Source organism: Kitasatospora sp. NBC_00374 (assembly GCF_041434935.1).
Taxonomy (GTDB): Bacteria; Actinomycetota; Actinomycetes; order Streptomycetales; family Streptomycetaceae; genus Kitasatospora.
In genome coordinates, this window is the sequence record NZ_CP107964.1 from 1,824,557 (window position 1) to 1,840,151 (window position 15,595).

The 15,595-nt window shown below is 73.6% G+C and carries 15 protein-coding genes; 8 read left to right on the plus strand and 7 right to left on the minus strand.

Annotated features, from left to right (window positions below; genetic code table 11):
• Positions 1-82: 82 nt before the first annotated feature.
• From OG871_RS08060 to OG871_RS08070, 3 genes are all read right to left on the minus strand, one after another.
• The gene (locus tag OG871_RS08060) at positions 83-523 is read right to left on the minus strand and encodes a MarR family winged helix-turn-helix transcriptional regulator (protein WP_371495431.1); all 441 of its coding nucleotides are present in this window, start codon (positions 521-523) and stop codon (positions 83-85) included.
• Positions 524-642: 119 nt separating this feature from the next.
• On the minus strand, positions 643-1,077 hold the full coding sequence (locus tag OG871_RS08065; protein ID WP_371495433.1) for a DUF3037 domain-containing protein: 435 nt from the start codon (positions 1,075-1,077) through the stop codon (positions 643-645).
• Complete coding sequence (locus OG871_RS08070) at positions 1,077-1,832, minus strand: HipA family kinase (protein WP_371495435.1); 756 nt, start codon at positions 1,830-1,832, stop codon at positions 1,077-1,079. Before OG871_RS08070 ends, OG871_RS08065 begins: the two co-directional genes overlap by 1 nt.
• 125 nt (positions 1,833-1,957) lie before the next feature.
• On the opposite strand from OG871_RS08070, the gene OG871_RS08075 reads away from it, so the two are divergent.
• Entirely contained in the window at positions 1,958-3,316 is a 1,359-nt protein-coding gene (locus OG871_RS08075) for an NAD(P)/FAD-dependent oxidoreductase (protein ID WP_371495437.1), read from the plus strand.
• Between the two features lie 146 nt (positions 3,317-3,462).
• Here OG871_RS08075 and OG871_RS08080 read toward each other — a convergent pair whose 3' ends face one another.
• Together OG871_RS08080 and OG871_RS08085 are read right to left on the minus strand one after the other, a co-directional pair.
• Positions 3,463-4,635, minus strand: a complete 1,173-nt coding sequence (locus OG871_RS08080) for a GDSL-type esterase/lipase family protein (protein ID WP_371495439.1) — start codon at positions 4,633-4,635, stop codon at positions 3,463-3,465.
• A 150-nt stretch (positions 4,636-4,785) separates the two neighbouring features.
• On the minus strand, positions 4,786-6,138 hold the full coding sequence (locus OG871_RS08085) for an aminotransferase class I/II-fold pyridoxal phosphate-dependent enzyme (RefSeq protein WP_371495441.1): 1,353 nt from the start codon (positions 6,136-6,138) through the stop codon (positions 4,786-4,788).
• Positions 6,139-6,172: 34 nt separating this feature from the next.
• Between OG871_RS08085 and OG871_RS08090 the strand changes: the two genes are divergently transcribed.
• From OG871_RS08090 to OG871_RS08120, 7 genes are all read left to right on the plus strand, one after another.
• A complete protein-coding gene (locus OG871_RS08090; RefSeq protein ID WP_371495443.1) occupies positions 6,173-6,850 on the plus strand; it encodes a pyridoxamine 5'-phosphate oxidase family protein in 678 nt (225 codons plus the stop codon).
• Complete coding sequence (locus OG871_RS08095; RefSeq protein WP_371495445.1) at positions 6,844-7,497, plus strand: FMN-binding negative transcriptional regulator; 654 nt, start codon at positions 6,844-6,846, stop codon at positions 7,495-7,497. The genes OG871_RS08090 and OG871_RS08095 overlap by 7 nt, the downstream gene beginning before the upstream one ends.
• 252 nt (positions 7,498-7,749) lie before the next feature.
• The gene (locus tag OG871_RS08100; RefSeq protein WP_371495446.1) at positions 7,750-9,111 is read left to right on the plus strand and encodes a sugar porter family MFS transporter; all 1,362 of its coding nucleotides are present in this window, start codon (positions 7,750-7,752) and stop codon (positions 9,109-9,111) included.
• 125 nt (positions 9,112-9,236) lie between these two features.
• Positions 9,237-9,929, plus strand: coding sequence for a dienelactone hydrolase family protein (locus OG871_RS08105; protein WP_371495448.1), 693 nt, complete (start codon positions 9,237-9,239; stop codon positions 9,927-9,929).
• Between the two features lie 95 nt (positions 9,930-10,024).
• Positions 10,025-11,290 (plus strand): MFS transporter, encoded by a 1,266-nt coding sequence (locus OG871_RS08110; RefSeq protein ID WP_371495449.1) that lies wholly within the window; start codon positions 10,025-10,027, stop codon positions 11,288-11,290.
• A gap of 119 nt (positions 11,291-11,409) precedes the next feature.
• On the plus strand, positions 11,410-11,946 hold the full coding sequence (locus tag OG871_RS08115; protein ID WP_371495451.1) for an HAD domain-containing protein: 537 nt from the start codon (positions 11,410-11,412) through the stop codon (positions 11,944-11,946).
• A 44-nt stretch (positions 11,947-11,990) separates the two neighbouring features.
• On the plus strand, positions 11,991-12,818 hold the full coding sequence (locus OG871_RS08120) for a PhzF family phenazine biosynthesis protein (protein ID WP_371495452.1): 828 nt from the start codon (positions 11,991-11,993) through the stop codon (positions 12,816-12,818).
• Positions 12,819-12,888: 70 nt separating this feature from the next.
• On the opposite strand, the gene OG871_RS08125 is transcribed toward OG871_RS08120, so the two are convergent.
• Both OG871_RS08125 and OG871_RS08130 read right to left on the minus strand, forming a co-directional pair.
• A complete protein-coding gene (locus OG871_RS08125; RefSeq protein ID WP_371495454.1) occupies positions 12,889-13,689 on the minus strand; it encodes a CPBP family intramembrane glutamic endopeptidase in 801 nt (266 codons plus the stop codon).
• Positions 13,690-13,844: 155 nt separating this feature from the next.
• Positions 13,845-15,344: a glutamate-cysteine ligase family protein gene (locus OG871_RS08130; RefSeq protein WP_371495456.1), complete on the minus strand. Its 1,500-nt coding sequence runs from the start codon at positions 15,342-15,344 to the stop codon at positions 13,845-13,847.
• Positions 15,345-15,595 lie beyond the last annotated feature (251 nt).

Below are 15,595 nucleotides of genomic sequence, written 5' to 3' on the forward strand. Positions count from 1 at the left end.
CGTGCCGCTCCCCTCGCTCCGGCTGGGCAGGATAGCCGCACGGTCCGACAGCGCCGCCGGGCCTGCGGGCGGCCCGGCGGGGCTACCGGCCGGTGAGCAGCGGCAGGACCTGGCGGCAGAGCCGGTCGAGGGCCACCCGCTGGTCCGCGTCGAGGCTGGCGAAGGCCTCGTGCGCGCGGGTCATGTCGTCGCGGATCCGGTCGAGGATGGTGCGGCCCTCCGGGGTGATCGCGACGATCTTGACGCGGCGGTCACCCGGCGCGGTCTCCCGGTGGGCGAGGCCGAGCGCCTCCAGCCGGTCCACGATGCCGGTCACGTTGGAGGCGTCGCAGCCGAGCCGTCCGGCCAGCGCGCGCATCGGGACCGGCTCCTGGACGGCCTTGAGCGCCTTGGCCTGCGAGGAGTTCAGCCCGTGCCGCCCCGCGGCCACCGCGAAGTCCTGGAAGTACGCCGCGCCGACGGCTGCCACCGCCTCCATCAGGTCGACGGTGGACGGAGCCGGGGTGGTCGCTGTGGTGCCCATGTCGGCCAGGTTACGCCGAAAAGGTTCACCTGCTCCAGCTTTGACCGCGGCAAGTGCCCACGGCACCCGAACCCCGTCCGGGTGTCACAACGGGTGTCACGGCCGGTATCACGGCGGTGTCACAGCACCAGCAGCTCGAAGAGGTGCCGCAGCTCGCCCTCCGGGTCCGCCGTCAGCCCGGTGTGCACCGGCCCGGGCTGGACCACCGCGCTGCGCGGCGCCGTCAGCCAGCGGAACCGCCGGCCGGGGCCGTCCGCGGCCGCGGGCCCGGCGGACGGACCGCCGTCGCAGATCGCCTCGATCCCGCGCAGCGCGCGCCGGACGCCGGCCACGTCGGCGACCGGGTCCAGCGCCAGCAGCCGCCCCTGGTCCAGGTGGGTCCTGGCCCCGAGGTAGTCGGTCCGCCGGCAGTACAGCAGGACGCCGATGTTCACGAACTCCCCGCGCTCGACCCGCGGGACGGCGCGCAGCACCGCGTACTCGTAGTCGTGCCGCACGGCGGCCTCACCCGCCTCGTCCCGGTCCGTCGCCCCGGGTCCCATCAGTGCCTCCATCAGCCCGCCACCTCCGGCAGCCAGTCGCGTGGGCCCGCCAGCCGGGCCGTGAGCTGTGCGAGGTAGGCCTCCCGTACGCCCTGCGGGTCGGTGAAGCCCGGCTCCTCGGTCAGCCACTCGTCGGGGATCGCCTCGACCGCGCCGGCCAGCGACTCGGCGGCGAGCGGCGCCAGCTCGGCGTCGGCGGACCCGAGGTCGGGCGCGGCGGCCAGCAGGGCGTGGTCCGAGGCGTCGTACGGCCGGCCGACCCACCCGGCGGCGCCCGCCCAGTTGTGGTGGAAGATCAGGCTCGCGCCGTGGTCGATCAGCCGCAGCCCACCGGCGGCGACCAGCAGGTTGGGGTTGCGCCAGGAGCGGTCGACGTTGCCGATCAGCGCGTCGAACCAGAGCACCCGCCCGGCCAGCGCGGCGTCGACCTCGAAGCAGAGCGGATCGAAGTTGAGCGCGCCGCTGACGAAGGCCATCCCGAGGTTGACGCCGCCGCTGGCCCGCATCTGTTCCTGGATCTGCTGCTCCGGCTCGCTGCGGGCGAGCACCGGGTCCAGGTCGATCCGGACCAGCTCCGGCACGGGCAGCCCGAGCCGCCGGCCCAGCTCCCCGGCCAGCACCTCGGCGACCAGCGCCTTGCGGCCCTGCGCGGCGCCGACCCACTTGAGGACGTACAGCCGCCGGTCGTCGGCCTCAACCAGGCCCGGCATCGAGCCGCCTTCACGCAGTGGCGTCGCATAGCGGACCGCCGTCACCTCGGAGAGCATCCGGCCAGCCTACCGACCGTCAGCCCGCTGCCGGGCGCGCCTGCGGTGGCAGGGCGGCACGGTCCGTGCGAGGGTGGCGGACAACTGTCCTGATACGGCATGAACCGGCACACAAGGGATGGACGATGGAGCGACCTCGGATCCTGATCGTCGGCGGCGGTTTCGCCGGCCTGGAGTGCGCACGCCGACTGGAACGCAAGCTCTCCCCCTCGGAGGCGGAGATCTCGCTGATCGCACCGTTCAGCTACCAGCTCTACCTGCCGCTGCTCCCGCACGTCGCGGCCGGTGTGCTGACCCCGCAGTCGGTGGCCGTCTCGCTACGCCGTTCCCTGCGCCGCACCCACATCATCCCGGGCGGGGCGATCGGGGTGGATCCGCGTTCGAAGGTCTGTGTGGTCCGCAAGATCACGGACGAGGTCACCGCAGAGAAGTACGACTACCTGGTGCTGGCCCCCGGCAGTGTGACCCGCACCTTCGACATCCCGGGCCTGACCGACTACGCCCGCGGCATGAAGACCCTCGCCGAGGCGACGTACGTCCGCGACCATGTGATCGCCCAGCTGGACCTGGCCTCGGCCACCCGGGACGAGCACGAGCGCGAGTCGCGCCTGCAGTTCGTGGTGGTCGGCGGCGGGTACGCGGGCACCGAGACCGCCGCCTGCCTGCAGCGGCTCACCACCGCCGCCAGCCGGCGCTACCCCCGGCTGGACCCGCGGCTGATCAAGTGGCATCTGATCGACATCGCACCGAAGCTGATGCCCGAGCTCGGCGACAAGCTGGGCGTCACCGCGCTGCAGATCCTGCGCGAGCGCGGGATCGAGGTCTCGCTGGGCGTCTCGGTGGCCGAGGTGGGCGCCGAGACGGTGAAGTTCACCGACGGCCGGGTGCTGCCGTGCCGGACGCTGATCTGGACGGCCGGTGTCGCGGCCAGCCCGCTGATCGGCACCCTGGACGCGGAGACGGTCCGCGGCCGGGTCGCGGTGACGGCGGAGATGCGGGTGCCGCAGTTCGAGGGCGTCTTCGCGCTCGGCGACGCGGCGGCCGTCCCGGACCTCGCCAAGGGTGACGGGGCGGTCTGCCCGCCCACCGCCCAGCACTCCGCCCGCCAGGGCAAGGCCTGCGCCGACAACCTGGTCGCGGCGCTGCGCAACCAGCCGCTGGAGCCGTACTACCACCGGGATCTCGGCCTGGTGGTGGATCTCGGCGGCAAGGACGCGGTGTCCAAGCCGGTCGGCGTCGAACTCCACGGCGTACCGGCCCAGTTGGTGGCCCGGGGCTACCACCTGATGGCGATGCGGACGAATGCGGCCAAGTTCCGGGTCGGCGCCAACTGGCTGCTGAACGCGACCGCCGGCGACGACTTCGTGCGCACCGGATTCCTGGCCCGCCAGCCCGCCCGGCTGCGCGACTTCGAGTACACCGACGCCTATCTGACGAAGGATCAGGTCCGCGAGCACGCCCAGGCGCTGCTCGCCAAGGGCTGAGACCCGGGCCCGGGGTGGAGGCCGAGAGCCCTCCGCCCCCGGCGCGGTCCACCGGCGCCGCCGTCCCCTTCCGGGGCGGCGGCGCCGGCGTTCGGTGCGAGCCCAAGCGGGCACGTGTGCGGCCCGCGCGGGCAGGTGCGGGCGGGTCAGCTCCTGGCGGCCAGGTAGACCCCGGTGGTGTCCTTGCCCGCCGTGTTCCGGCACGACCAGTTGCCGCTCGGCTGGGCGTTGAGCAAGGTCAGGCAGCGGCCGAGGGCGAGCTGGGCGTAGTAGTTCGGGTGGAAGGACTCCTGCAGGGTGCCCTGGGTCGAGCTGCCCATGTCCAGCCAGCGGGCCCACTCGCTGGCGGTCGCGGACGGCCCGGCGGAGGAGGTGGCCAGCCTGGTCGACTTGGAGCAGACCTCACGGCCCTGCAGCAGGTCGCGCAGGTCGAGGAACTGCACGCCCTTGGCGGCGGCCACTGCGGCCAGGCCGGTGGAGATCTGCGGCACCAGCTGGTCCCGCGCCCAGTCGGCGTCCTGGTCCCAGAACGGGCAGCCGCCGGTGTTGGCCCGGCTCCAGCCGCTCTCCGGGTAGCGGTTCTCGCTGCTGCGCGGGATCGGCGACGGGTACGACTGCAGCACGATCCGGTAGCTGCCGGAGGCGTAGCCGGCCGCCGTCATGACGGCCCGGATCTCGTCGACGGACTTGCCGACGCCGGCCATCGCCCCGGCCATCTCCGCGTCCACCGCGTCCTGCTGGTCGTCGTGGCAGTAGGAGTACCAGACCAGGTAGTCCTGGACGCAGTTGGAGATCACGTCGGCGAAGCCGAGGTCGTTCCCGCCGATCGAGAGGGTGATCAGCTTGACGTTGTACTGCCGGGCGATCCCGGCCAGTTGGTCGGCCTGCGGGGCCTCGCCCTTGTACGCCTGGCCGCCGTTGGCGGCACGGAAGACGTTCTGGCTGACGGCGCCCGAGCAGGCCAGGTTGATCTGGGTCTGGCTGATCGTGGCGGCGCTGCGGATCTCGGCCACGTCGGAGCGGTCGCACCCGCTCGCGTAGGTGGCGCCGTACACCCGGGCGGGGTCGTACCCGCTGCCGGTGTAGGCACGGTCGGTGCCGCTGCGGCTGCCGCTGGTGGTGAGGCTGTTGCCCTGCCAGCGTCCGGCCTCACCGGAGATGTAGCTGTCGCCCATCGACACGCTGGCGGTGGGCAGGGCCGCCTCGGCCGCACCCGCGGGGGCGGCCAGGGCGGTCAGCAGGGGCAGGACGAGCGCTGCTGCGGCCAGCAGCGCACGGGTGCGCGGAGTGCGTGGGGTTGTGCGTCGGCTCTTGGGCACGGCGAAACTCCTGCGAACGGCCTCGCGAAGGTGGGGTCGCGAGGCACGGGTGAGGGTGGGCCGCCGGCCGGTGGCGCGATGAATGTGACATGAGCGCGCTTGTTACCGCTAGGTATCCGACACAGGTATTTCACAGAGTTACCGGTCGGTTCAGATCAGTCGCGAGCCTCCGTCGCGGCCCGTCAGGATCTCCGCGAGATCGTCGGCGAGTGCGGTGGCCTCGGCGGGGGTCAGCGTCGAGACGGTGAGCCGGATCCCCGGCGGGGACTGCAGCCGGTAGCGGGCCCCGGGCGCCGGCACCCAGCCGCGCTGCACCAGGGCGGCGGTCACCCCGGACTCGTCGGGGACGGGCACCCAGACGTTCAGCCCGCTCTCCCCGTGCGCCCGGATCCCGCGCGCGGCGAGCGCCGCGAGCAGCCCTTCGCGCCGGGCGCGGTACGCGGCGGCGACGGTCTCCGGCGGCGCGGCGCCGGTCCGCCAGAGCTCGGCCACGGTGCGCTGGAGCAGCAGGCTGACCCAGCCGGTGTCGAGCCGCTGCCGGCCCAGCACCCGGTCGATAGTGTCCTGGTCCCCGAGCAGCACCGACAGCCGCAGATCCGGGGCGAACGCCTTGGCCGCCGAGCGGACCAGGGCCCAGTGGCGGGTCACCGGGCGGCCGCCGGGAGCCGCGGCGAGCGAGCAGAACGGCTGGTCGACCATGCCGTGGCCGTGGTCGTCCTCGATCAGCAGCACGCCCGGGTGTCCGGCGAGCACCGCCCGCAGCTTGGCGGCCCGGGCGGCGGTGACCACGGCCCCGGTCGGATTCTGGGCGCGGCTGGTGACGACGAGCGCCCGCGCCCCCGCGGCCAGCGCCTCGGCCACCGCGCCGGGCAGCGGCCCCTGGTCGTCCAGGGCGACCGGCAGCGCCTTCAGGCCGAGCGCGGGCAGCAGGTCGAGCACGCTGCCCCAGCCCGGGTCCTCGACGGCGACCGGGTCGCCCGGGCGCAGCCGGGCGGCCAGCACCCGTCCGATCGCGTCCAGCGAGCCGGAGCAGACGGCGAGCGCACCCTGCGGAGCGCCGTCCTCGCGGTAGGCGGCCGCGGCCAGTTCCAGCAGCCCGGGGTCGGCGATCGGGTGGCCGTAGAGCGTCGGATGCCGCTCGACGGCAGCCGCGGCCACGGCCAGCGCGGGGCCGAGCGGGGGCAGCAGGGCCGGGTCCGGGTTGCCGTCGGCCAGGTCACGGGCGCCGGGCGGGACGGGGATCCGGATCCGGTCGCGCGGGGCGTTCACCGGGCGGGCCCGGACCCTGCTTCCCTTGCGGCCGGCGGTCTCGATCACGCCCCGGTCGCGCAGCAGCCGGTAGGCGGCGGCCACGGTGTTGGGGTTGACGCCCAACTCCGTCGCGAGGTCGCGCAGCGGGGGGAGGGCGGTGCCGGGCGGCAGGGCGCCGCTGCCGACGGCCTGTTCGACGTCGGCGGCAATCTCGTTGGCACGCCTGCCCTGGAACCGATATTCTCCTAGCACAAACGCCATTATGCACTAGTACATAGAGGTTGTCATGTCGGACACGGCCTACGCACGGACGCCCCGGACCACCCCCACCCGCTACAAGGACCGCGCCACCTGGGAGAAGGAGGCCATCCAGCAGGTTCTCGACAGTGCCTGGATCTGCCACCTCGGCTTCGTGGCGCCGGACGGCACCCCCGTCGTGCTGCCCACCATCTACGCCCGGGTCGGGGACCGCCTCTACGTCCACGGTTCGACCGGCAGCCGTCCGCTGCGCGCCGCCGGGGCCGACCGGGGCCTGCCGGTCTGCCTCACGGTGACGCTGGTGGACGCCCTGGTGCTGACCAAGTCCGCGTTCAACCACTCCGTCAACTTCCGCTCGGTGGTGGCCCACGGCACCGCGCACCAGGTGACCGACCCCGCCGAGCTGGCGGTCGCGCTGGACGCCCTGGTGGACCACGCCGTCCCGGGCCGCTCCCGCGAGGTCCGACCGGCCAACGCGAAGGAGCTCGCCGCCACCGCCGTGATCCGGCTCGACCTCGACGAGGTGTCGGCCAAGACCCGGGCGGACGGCGCGGACGACGACGAGGCCGACCTCGAACTCCCGTACTGGGCCGGCGTCGTCCCCCTCACCAGCGGGTACGGCACCCCCGAGCCGCACGCCTCCAGCGCCGTCCCGCTCCCCGCCCACCTCGGCGACCTCGTCCGGGCCGGCGGGGCGACGTGCTGATCCGCACCTGGGACCGCGGCGGCGAGGCCGAGTGGCGGGCCTGGCTCGCCGCCGGCCGGGACTTCGGGCTGCTCGCCGCCAACGGCCCGGCCGGGCAGGGGCCGGTCCTGGTGCCGACCCACTTCGTCCTGGACGCCGAGCGCGGCGAGATCCTGCTCCACCTCGCCACCCCCAACCCGTTCTGGGCGGCCGTCCGGGCCGACCCGCGGGTCACCCTGTCGGTGACGGACGACTACGCCTTCGCGCCCGGGTACTGGCGCGGCGAGCCGGGCACACCGACCAGCTACTACGCCTCGGTCCAGTTCTCCTGCACCGCCGAGATCGTCGAGGACGCGGCCGGCAAGGCCGCCATCCTCAACCGCCAGCTGGCGCACTTCCAGCCGGAGACCCCCGGCACCCGGGTGACGCCCGGCCGGGAGCCGTACGGCCCGCTGCTGTCGGGCCTGCGCGGGCTGCGGCTGGCGGTCGACGAGGTACGGGCGAAGTTCAAGTACGACGACAAGAAGCCCGCCGAGCAGCAGGCCGGGCTCGCCGACCGGCTCGCCGAGCGCGCCCGGGGGCTGGACGGGGGCGCCCGGGCACAGCTGCTGCGGCGCAACGCGCTGCGGACCGGAGGGTGCCCGGCCCCCGGCCGGACGGACGGCTGAGCCGACGGACGGCCGACCGGGCGGACGGCTGACGGCTGACGGCTGACGGGCCGCCGGCTACGTCCGATCGGGTGGCCGTGGAGGCGATCTGTCGTACCGTCAGGCGCACAGCGCGCGATCCCGGCGGCCTGCTGGTGGAATGGGAGGGATTCCGTTCACTCGGCCGAGCAGACGGGCCGCCGGACCCGGGAGCTCGCGCTGTCCACCTCCTCCTCCGCACCCCACAGATCCGGCGAGGCCCATCTGGGCCATGTGGTCTTCATCTCGGCCGCGGCCGCGATGGGCGGCTTCCTCTTCGGCTACGACAGCGCCGTGATCAACGGAGCGGTGACGGGCATCCAGGAGCACTTCGGGGTCGGCAACGGTGAGACGGCGTTCGTCGTGGCCATCGCGCTGCTGGGTTCGGCGGCCGGCGCCGTGGTGGCCGGCCGGCTGGCCGACCAGTTCGGCCGGGTGCGGACCATGCTGCTGGCCGCGGGCCTGTTCGCGATCAGCGGGGTCGGTTCGATGTTCCCGCCCAGCATCCAGGTGCTGGCGGTGTGGCGGGTGGTCGGCGGTGTCGCGATCGGCATCGCCTCGGTGATCGCGCCGACGTACATCGCCGAGGTGTCCCCCACCGCGTACCGGGGCCGGCTGGCCTCCTTCCAGCAGATGGCGATCGTGCTCGGAATCACGGTCTCCCAGCTCGCCAACTACGCGCTGAACCAGGCGGCCGGCGGCGACTCCACCAACCACCTGGGCGGTGTCCAGGCCTGGCAGTGGATGCTCGGGGTGGAGACGATCCCGGCGCTGGTGTACGGCGGGATGGCGCTCACAATCCCGGAGTCGCCGCGCTTCCTGATCGCCAACCGGAAGGAGGAGCAGGCCCGCACGGTGCTGCGCGAGGTGGAGGGCGAGGGCATCGACCTGGACGCCCGGGTGGCCGAGATCCGCTCGGTGCTCCACACCGAGAAGAAGCCGCGGCCGCGGGACCTCACGGGCGGACGGCTGGGCCTGCTGCCGATCGTCTGGGTCGGCATCGGGGCCTCGGTGTTCCAGCAGTTCGTCGGCATCAACGTGATCTTCTACTATTCGTCCTTCCTGTGGCAGTCGGTGGGCATCAACGAGAGCAACTCCCTGCTGATCAGCCTCTCCACCTCGATCGTCAACGTGGTCGGCACGGTGGTCGCGATGGCCCTGGTCGACCGGATCGGCCGCAAGCCGCTGGCGCTGGCGGGCTCGGTCGGCATGGCGCTCGCGCTAGGTACGGCCGCCTGGGCGTTCTCGTTCCGTCAGGGCACCGGCGACAGCGCCACCCTGGACGACACGTACGCGACGGTGGCGCTGGTCGCCGCGCACGTCTTCGTCTTCTGCTTCGCGTTCTCCTGGGGCGTGGTGGTCTGGGTGCTGCTCGGCGAGATGTTCCCGAACGCGATCCGCGCGCTCGCCCTGTCGGTGGCCGCCTCGGCGCAGTGGATCGCCAACTGGGCGATCACCGTCACCTTCCCGGACCTCGCCGACTGGAACCTGTCGGCGACCTACGTCATCTACGCCGTGTTCGCCCTGCTGTCCATCCCGTTCGTGGTGTTCTGCATCAAGGAGACCAAGGGCAAGGCCCTGGAGGAGATGGGCTGACGCCCGATCACCCGACCGGCCCGGATCACCGGACACCGCGTCGCGCCGTCAGTAGCATGCTCCCCGCGGGCCGTAGCCGCCGCCCGCTGCCCGCCGCGTCACGCGGCCCACCCGACGGAGAGGCCATGGGCAGTTCCCGGCAGAACGTCACCTTCCCCGGCAACGGGGACACGGCGCACGGCTATCTGGCCCTGCCGCCCCAGGGGATGGGCCCCGCCGTCCTGGTGGTCCAGGAGTGGTGGGGGCTGACCGGCCACATCGCCGACCTGGTCGACCGCTTCGCCGCCGAGGGCTTCGTCGCCCTCGCCCCCGACCTGTACGGCGGCGCGGTGGCGCACGACCGGGCGGAGGCCGCCCGGATGCTGGCCGAGCTGCCCGCCGAGCAGGCCGCCCGGGACCTGCGCGGCGCGGTCGGCTTCCTGCTGGACCACCCCGGGGTGGTGGGCGACGCGATCGGCGTGGTCGGCCTCTGCATGGGCGGCGGCCTGGCACTGGTCCTGGCCGCCCAGGAGGGTGACCGGGTGGCCGCCGTGGTGCCGTTCTACGGGCTGCCCGAGGACGAGGGCTTCGACTACCGCGGCGTCACCGCGCACGTGCTCGGGCACTACGCCGAACAGGACCGGTCGTACCCGCCGGCCGCCGTGGACGAGGCGGCGATCAGGATCGGCGAGGCCACCGACCGGCGCCCGGAGATCCATTTCTACCCGGCCGGCCACGCCTTCATGAACGACGAGGACCCGCGGGGAAGGTACGACGCGCTGCAGGCCCGGATCGCCTGGCAGCGCACCCTCAGCTTCCTCTGGGGCCACCTCGGCTGACGGCTGTCGGGGCCGGCCGGCCGGAGGCCGCGGCCCGCCCGGACCGCCGGGGAATCGGATGGACGCGGGTCGGCTCGTACCCGCATCATCGTGCGATGCGCAGCGACCGAACCACCACCCGCCGCTTCGCCTGGGCGGGCCGTGACTACCGGATCCAGACGGCGGCCACGGTGGTCAGCGGGCTCGGCAACGCCGGCGCGCCGATCGCCACCGCCTTCGCCGTCCTGGAGGGCGGCGGCACCGTCGCCGAGGTCGGCTGGGTCTCCGCGGCCCGGCTGGTGCCGCTGGTGGCGTTCCTGCTGGTCGGCGGTGCACTCGCGGACCGGATCCCCCGCCACCGGGTGATGGCCGCCGCCAACCTGTTCAACGCGCTCTCGCAGGGCGTCCTCGCCGTGCTGGTGCTCGCCGGACCGGCGCCGCTCTGGGCGCTGCTGCTGCTCTCCGCGGCCGGCGGCGTCGGCCAGGCGTTCTACGCCCCCGCCGCCGAAGGAATGATCATGGAGGCGGTCGACCCGGAGCACGCGGGGAAGGCCTTCTCGGTCTACCGGATGGCCCTCAACGGCTCCCAGATCGGCGGCGCGGCCCTCGGCGGGGCCCTCACCGCCGCAGCCGGTCCCGGTTGGGTCCTCGCCCTCGACGCGGTCGGCTTCGCGGTCGCCGCCGGCCTGCGGCTGCTGCTCCGCGCCGCACCCGGCGACCGGGGTCCGTCCGGTGCCGGGATGCTGAGCGAACTGCGCTCCGGCTGGCGGGAGTTCGCCTCCCGGCGCTGGCTCTGGGGGGTGGTGCTGCAGTTCTCCGTGGTGATGGCCTGCATCAGCGCGGTGGACTCGGTGTACGGCGCGGTCGCCGCCGAGCAGCGGATGGGCGGGGCCCGGGACTGGGGCCTGGCGCTGTCCGGCTTCGGCATCGGGATGCTGGCGGGCGGAGTGCTGATGACCCGTTGGCGGCCGAGCCGGATCCTGCTGGCCGGCAACCACGGGGTGTTCCTCTTCGCGCTCCCCGCACTCGGCCTCGCGCTGCACGCGCCCCTGCCCGTCCTGGCCGGCGCGATGTTCGTCAGCGGGGCCGGGGTGACGGTCTTCGGCGTCAACTGGATGCTGGCCCTCCAGCAGGAGATCCCGGCCGCGATGTTCTCCCGGATCTGCGCCTACGACCACCTGGGCTCACTCGCGCTCGCCCCCGTCGGCACCGCGCTGGCCGGGCCCGCCGCCGACGCCCTGGGTCTGGACGGCGCGCTGTGGACCTGCGCCCTGGTGACGCTCACGCTCGCCGCCGCCGTCCTGGTCCTTCCGGACGTCCGCCGGCTGCGCCGGGCCGCCGTCGCACCGGCCGCCGTCGGGGAGCCCGTACCGGTGGGGTGACGCGGGAAACCGCGCCGGAGGTCGCTGGGGGGAGCGGCGCACCGGGTGCCGCGGAGCAACCGCACCGGGCCGCCATCCGTCCGATCAGATGACATGTCATCTGCCCGGGGGGACGGCCCGTGACCGGTCCACTGCTCTTCATCGACGTCGACGGCGTGCTCAACCCGGCCTGCCCGCACCCGGACACCGAGTTCGACAGCCACCACCTGCTCGGCCACACCGTCCTGCTCTCCGGCCGGCACGGCGCGTGGCTGCGCGAACTCGCCGCCGGCTACCAGCTCGTCTGGGCCACCACCTGGGAGGAGCACGCCAACCTCCACCTGCCGCCCCTGCTCGGCCTGCCGCAGCTGCCCGTGGTGACGTTCACCGGGTACGTGCCGCAGCCCGACGATCCGAAAGTGCCGCTGCTGGACGTGTTCTCGGCGCGCAAGTGGGCGCCCATCGTCCGGTACGCCGACGGCCGGCCGTTCGCCTGGATCGACGACATCATCCCGTCCAGCCTGCTGCGCCGGACGTTCCTCCGCCGCGACCGGGTCCTGCTGCGGATCGAGCCCGGCCAGGGCCTGCAACGCCGGCACGTCGACCGGCTGCTGGCCAGGCCACCGGTCGCATCCCGTCGTCGACGCCGGGCCGACGACCAGTCCACCCGTCACTGATTGGCATTGTCGGGAAACGCCCGGTCGGGGATAGATTTCGCCGTATGCGAATCCGGATCATCGACGCCTTCACCGACCGCCCGTTCAGCGGCAACCCCGCCGCCGTCTGCCTGCTCGACGGCCCGCACTGGCCGCACCCCGAGCAGATGCGCCGGATCGCCGCCGAGATGAACCTCTCCGAGACCGCCTTCGCCGTCCCGCTGCCCCCCGGCGGCGAGGCCGACTGGGGGCTGCGCTGGTTCACCCCGGTCGAGGAGGTCAACCTGTGCGGGCACGGCACCCTGGCCACCGTCCACGCCCTGCAGGGCGACGGGCTGCTCGGCGAGGGCTGGGTCCGCTTCGACACCCGGGGCGGACTGCTGCGCGCGCTCGCCGAGGCGGACGGCACCATCACCCTGGACTTCCCGGCCAATCCGCACCTGCCGGTCGACACCCTCCCCGGGGTCGAGGAGGCCCTCGGCCGGCCCGTGCTCGCCGCCTACGAGACCGGCGCGCTGGCCGACTACCTCGTCCTGCTCCCCGACGAGCACGCCGTGCGCGCCCTGGCACCGGACTTCGGCGCCCTGACCCGGCTGCCGGTGCGCGGGGTGCTGGTCACCGCCCCGGCCGACGACCCGGCCGCCGGCTACGACTTCGTGTCACGCTTCTTCGCGCCGGCCGTCGGGATCGCCGAGGACCCGGTGACCGGCAGTGCCCACACCGCGCTCGCACCGTACTGGGCCGAGCGTCTCGGCCGGACCAAGGTGACGGGCTACCAGGCCTCGGTGCGCGGCGGGCTGGTCCGCTGCGAGGTGACCGGCGACCGGGTGCTGCTGGCCGGGCGGGCCGTCACCGTCCTGGACGGCACCCTCCAGGCGCTGCCGCAGGCGTGAGCCCGGCCCGCACGACGGCCCACCGGTCGGCCCGGCCGGTGGGCGGGGCCGGCCGGGGGGGCCGGTGGGCTCAGCCGGTGGGCAGCCAGCTCACGTGCCCCGCGAGCAGCGCGTAGCCGACGAAGGCGACCGTGTCGATCAGCGCGTGGGCCACCACCAGCGGCATCACCCGGCCCCAACGGCGGTACAGCAGACAGAAGACCACGCCCATCACCATGTTGCCGACCAGCCCGCCGACGCCCTGGTACAGGTGGTAGGAGCCGCGCAGCACCGCGCTGGTGGCCACCATGGCGGGCCAGCCCCAGCCGAGCTGCCGCAGCCTGCGCAGCAGGTAGCCGAGGACGATCACCTCTTCCAGGATCGCGTTCTGCCACGCCGAGGCGACCAGGACCGGGATCCGCCACCAGACGTCGGGCAGGCCGGAGGGGGCCACCGTCAGGTTGACGCCGGCGGCCTGGGCGGCCAGGTAGAGCGCGAGGCCCGAGCCGCCGATCGCGGCGGCCACCGCCGCGCCGCGCCGCAGATCCGAGAGCTTGCGGGTGAGGTCGAAGCCGAGCACCCGCAGTGACGTTCCCTCGCGGACCAGCAGGTAGCCGACCAGCACCACCGGCATCAGGCCGCGGGCGATGTAGTAGAGCTGCCAGGCGAGGTCCAGCCAGGGCCGGCCCGGTGCCCGGGAGCCGTTCAGGACGGCGACCTGGCTCCCCAGCGAGACCGACTCGGTGAGCGAGCCGACGAAGCTGATCGTGGCGGAGAGCCCGCTGGCCCCGAGCGAGAGCCCGAGGACGATCAGCAGTTCCACGGCCGGCAGCCGGCGTGAGCCGGTGGCGAACCCGGCCTGCGGGTCGGGCTCGGTCGAAGCGGTGGTCACCTGGTCTCCAGCACGCGGTGCTCTGCCCCGCGGCCGACGCTCCCCGAGGCCCGGCGGCCTGGACGGCCTCCGGGCCGATCATCCTTCCACAGCCGGATGAGAACCCGGCACGACGACCACGCCGGGACGCCCCTGCCCGCCCCTGGGCCCCGCGCCTAGCCCACCGGCCAGGTGTGCACCGGCTCGCCCCCGCGCATGTGCTCCAGGTAGCGGCGGGTCATCGCGGCGATCGCCGCCTGCGGGTCCATCCCGAACTGCTCCCGCAGGCGGTGCACGGTGGCGGCCTGCCAGGATGCGCCGTTGGTCCGGCGCAGGCAGCGCTGCTCGATGATCCCGAGGTAGTGGTCCCGGTCGGCCGGCTCGATGCCCCACTCGTCCAGCCCCTGGTACGCCAGCGGCAGCAGCTCGTTCAGGACCAGGTCGGTGGCGGCCACCGGTGCGGCGCCCCGCCCGGAGCGGCCACGCCCGGGCCACTGCAGGACGGCGTCGATACCGTGCCGGGCGGCGGTGTGGAAGTTCTCGTCCGCCTGGGCGAAGGAGAGCCGGTTCCAGATCGGCCGGGGCTGTTCGGCGAGGACCCGCACCAGACCGTAGTAGAAGGCCGCGTTCGCCAGGGTGTCGGTCACCGTCGGCCCGGCCGGCAGACAGCGGTTCTCCACCCGCAGGTGCGCCACGCCGTCGGCGATGTCGTAGACCGGCCGGTTCCAGCGGTAGATGGTGCCGTTGTGCAGCCGCATCTCGGCGAGCCTGGGGACGCCGCCGGAGGCGAGCACCTTCGCCGGGTCCTCGTCGTCGCAGATCGGCAGCAGCGCCGGGAAGTAGCGCAGGTTCTCGGCGAAGAGGTCCAGGACGGAGTCGACCCAGCGCTCCCCGAACCAGGTGATGGGGCGCACGCCCTGCGCCTTGAGCTCCGCCGAACGGGTGTCGCAGGCCTGTTGGAACAGCACGGGGCGCGTCTCCCGCCAGAGCTCCCGCCCGAACAGGAACGGCGAGTTGGCGCCGAGCGCCAGCTGGACGGACGAGATCGCCTGCGCCGCGTTCCACACCGAGGCGAACCGGTCGGGGGTGACCTGAAGATGCAGCTGGAGCGAGGTGGCGGCGGCCTCGGCCACCATCGAGACCGACTCCACCGCGAGGTGTTCCACACCGTCGATGTCCAGCGCGATGTCCTCGCCGCGCGCGGCCAGGATCTGGTCGCTGAGCAGGGTGTACCGGTCGTTGTGGGACATCGCCTCCAGGCCGGTGTGGTCCAGGTCGAGGGTCGGCAGGATGCCGACCATGACGATCCGGGCGCCCACCTCGGCCGCCCTCCGGTCGGCGTAGCGCAGTCCGGTGTCGATCTCCTCGCGCAGGTCCTCCAGGACGTGGCCGCCGAGCCGGCGCGGTGCGATGTTGACCTCGACGTTGAACTGGCCGAGCTCGGTCTGGAAGTCGGCGGAGGCGATCGACTGCAGGACCCGGGTGTTCCCCAGCACCGGCAGGCCCTGCTCGTCCACCAGGTTGAGCTCGATCTCCAGGCCCATCATCGCCCTGGGCCGGTCGAACCGCTGCTCCCTCAGCATCCGCTCCAGCACATCCAGACAGGACTGGAGCTTGCGCCGGTAGAGCTGCCGGTCGGACAGTTCCGCGCGGGTCGCCACGACCTTCTCGCCCATGGGTGCCCTCCCTCCCCCTCGGTCGACAGTGCAAGCAATATGCCCATCCGGAAGATCGATAGCCCGTGGTCTCGAACACGTCGTCAGGACAAGGATCCTGACCCACTTTCAGCGACAGCTCGACTTGTGCCACGCCACTGAACGTGATAAGAAGGTCACCCTGCGCACCTGTTCGAGTAGAATTCGCACTGCGCCCCGGCCCGGTCGCCCGCCACTCGACCCCCTCGCCGACATCGGCTGGTCGACGGCGG

Coding starts and splice junctions, on each gene's coding strand:
- OG871_RS08060 (WP_371495431.1), bottom strand. CDS start 523: ATGGGCACCACAGCGACCACCCCGGCTCCGTCCACCGTCGACCTGATG.
- OG871_RS08065 (WP_371495433.1), bottom strand. CDS start 1,077: ATGGAGGCACTGATGGGACCCGGGGCGACGGACCGGGACGAGGCGGGT.
- OG871_RS08070 (WP_371495435.1), bottom strand. CDS start 1,832: ATGCTCTCCGAGGTGACGGCGGTCCGCTATGCGACGCCACTGCGTGAA.
- OG871_RS08075 (WP_371495437.1), top strand. CDS start 1,958: ATGGAGCGACCTCGGATCCTGATCGTCGGCGGCGGTTTCGCCGGCCTG.
- OG871_RS08090 (WP_371495443.1), top strand. CDS start 6,173: ATGTCGGACACGGCCTACGCACGGACGCCCCGGACCACCCCCACCCGC.
- OG871_RS08105 (WP_371495448.1), top strand. CDS start 9,237: ATGGGCAGTTCCCGGCAGAACGTCACCTTCCCCGGCAACGGGGACACG.
- OG871_RS08110 (WP_371495449.1), top strand. CDS start 10,025: ATGCGCAGCGACCGAACCACCACCCGCCGCTTCGCCTGGGCGGGCCGT.
- OG871_RS08120 (WP_371495452.1), top strand. CDS start 11,991: ATGCGAATCCGGATCATCGACGCCTTCACCGACCGCCCGTTCAGCGGC.
- OG871_RS08130 (WP_371495456.1), bottom strand. CDS start 15,344: ATGGGCGAGAAGGTCGTGGCGACCCGCGCGGAACTGTCCGACCGGCAG.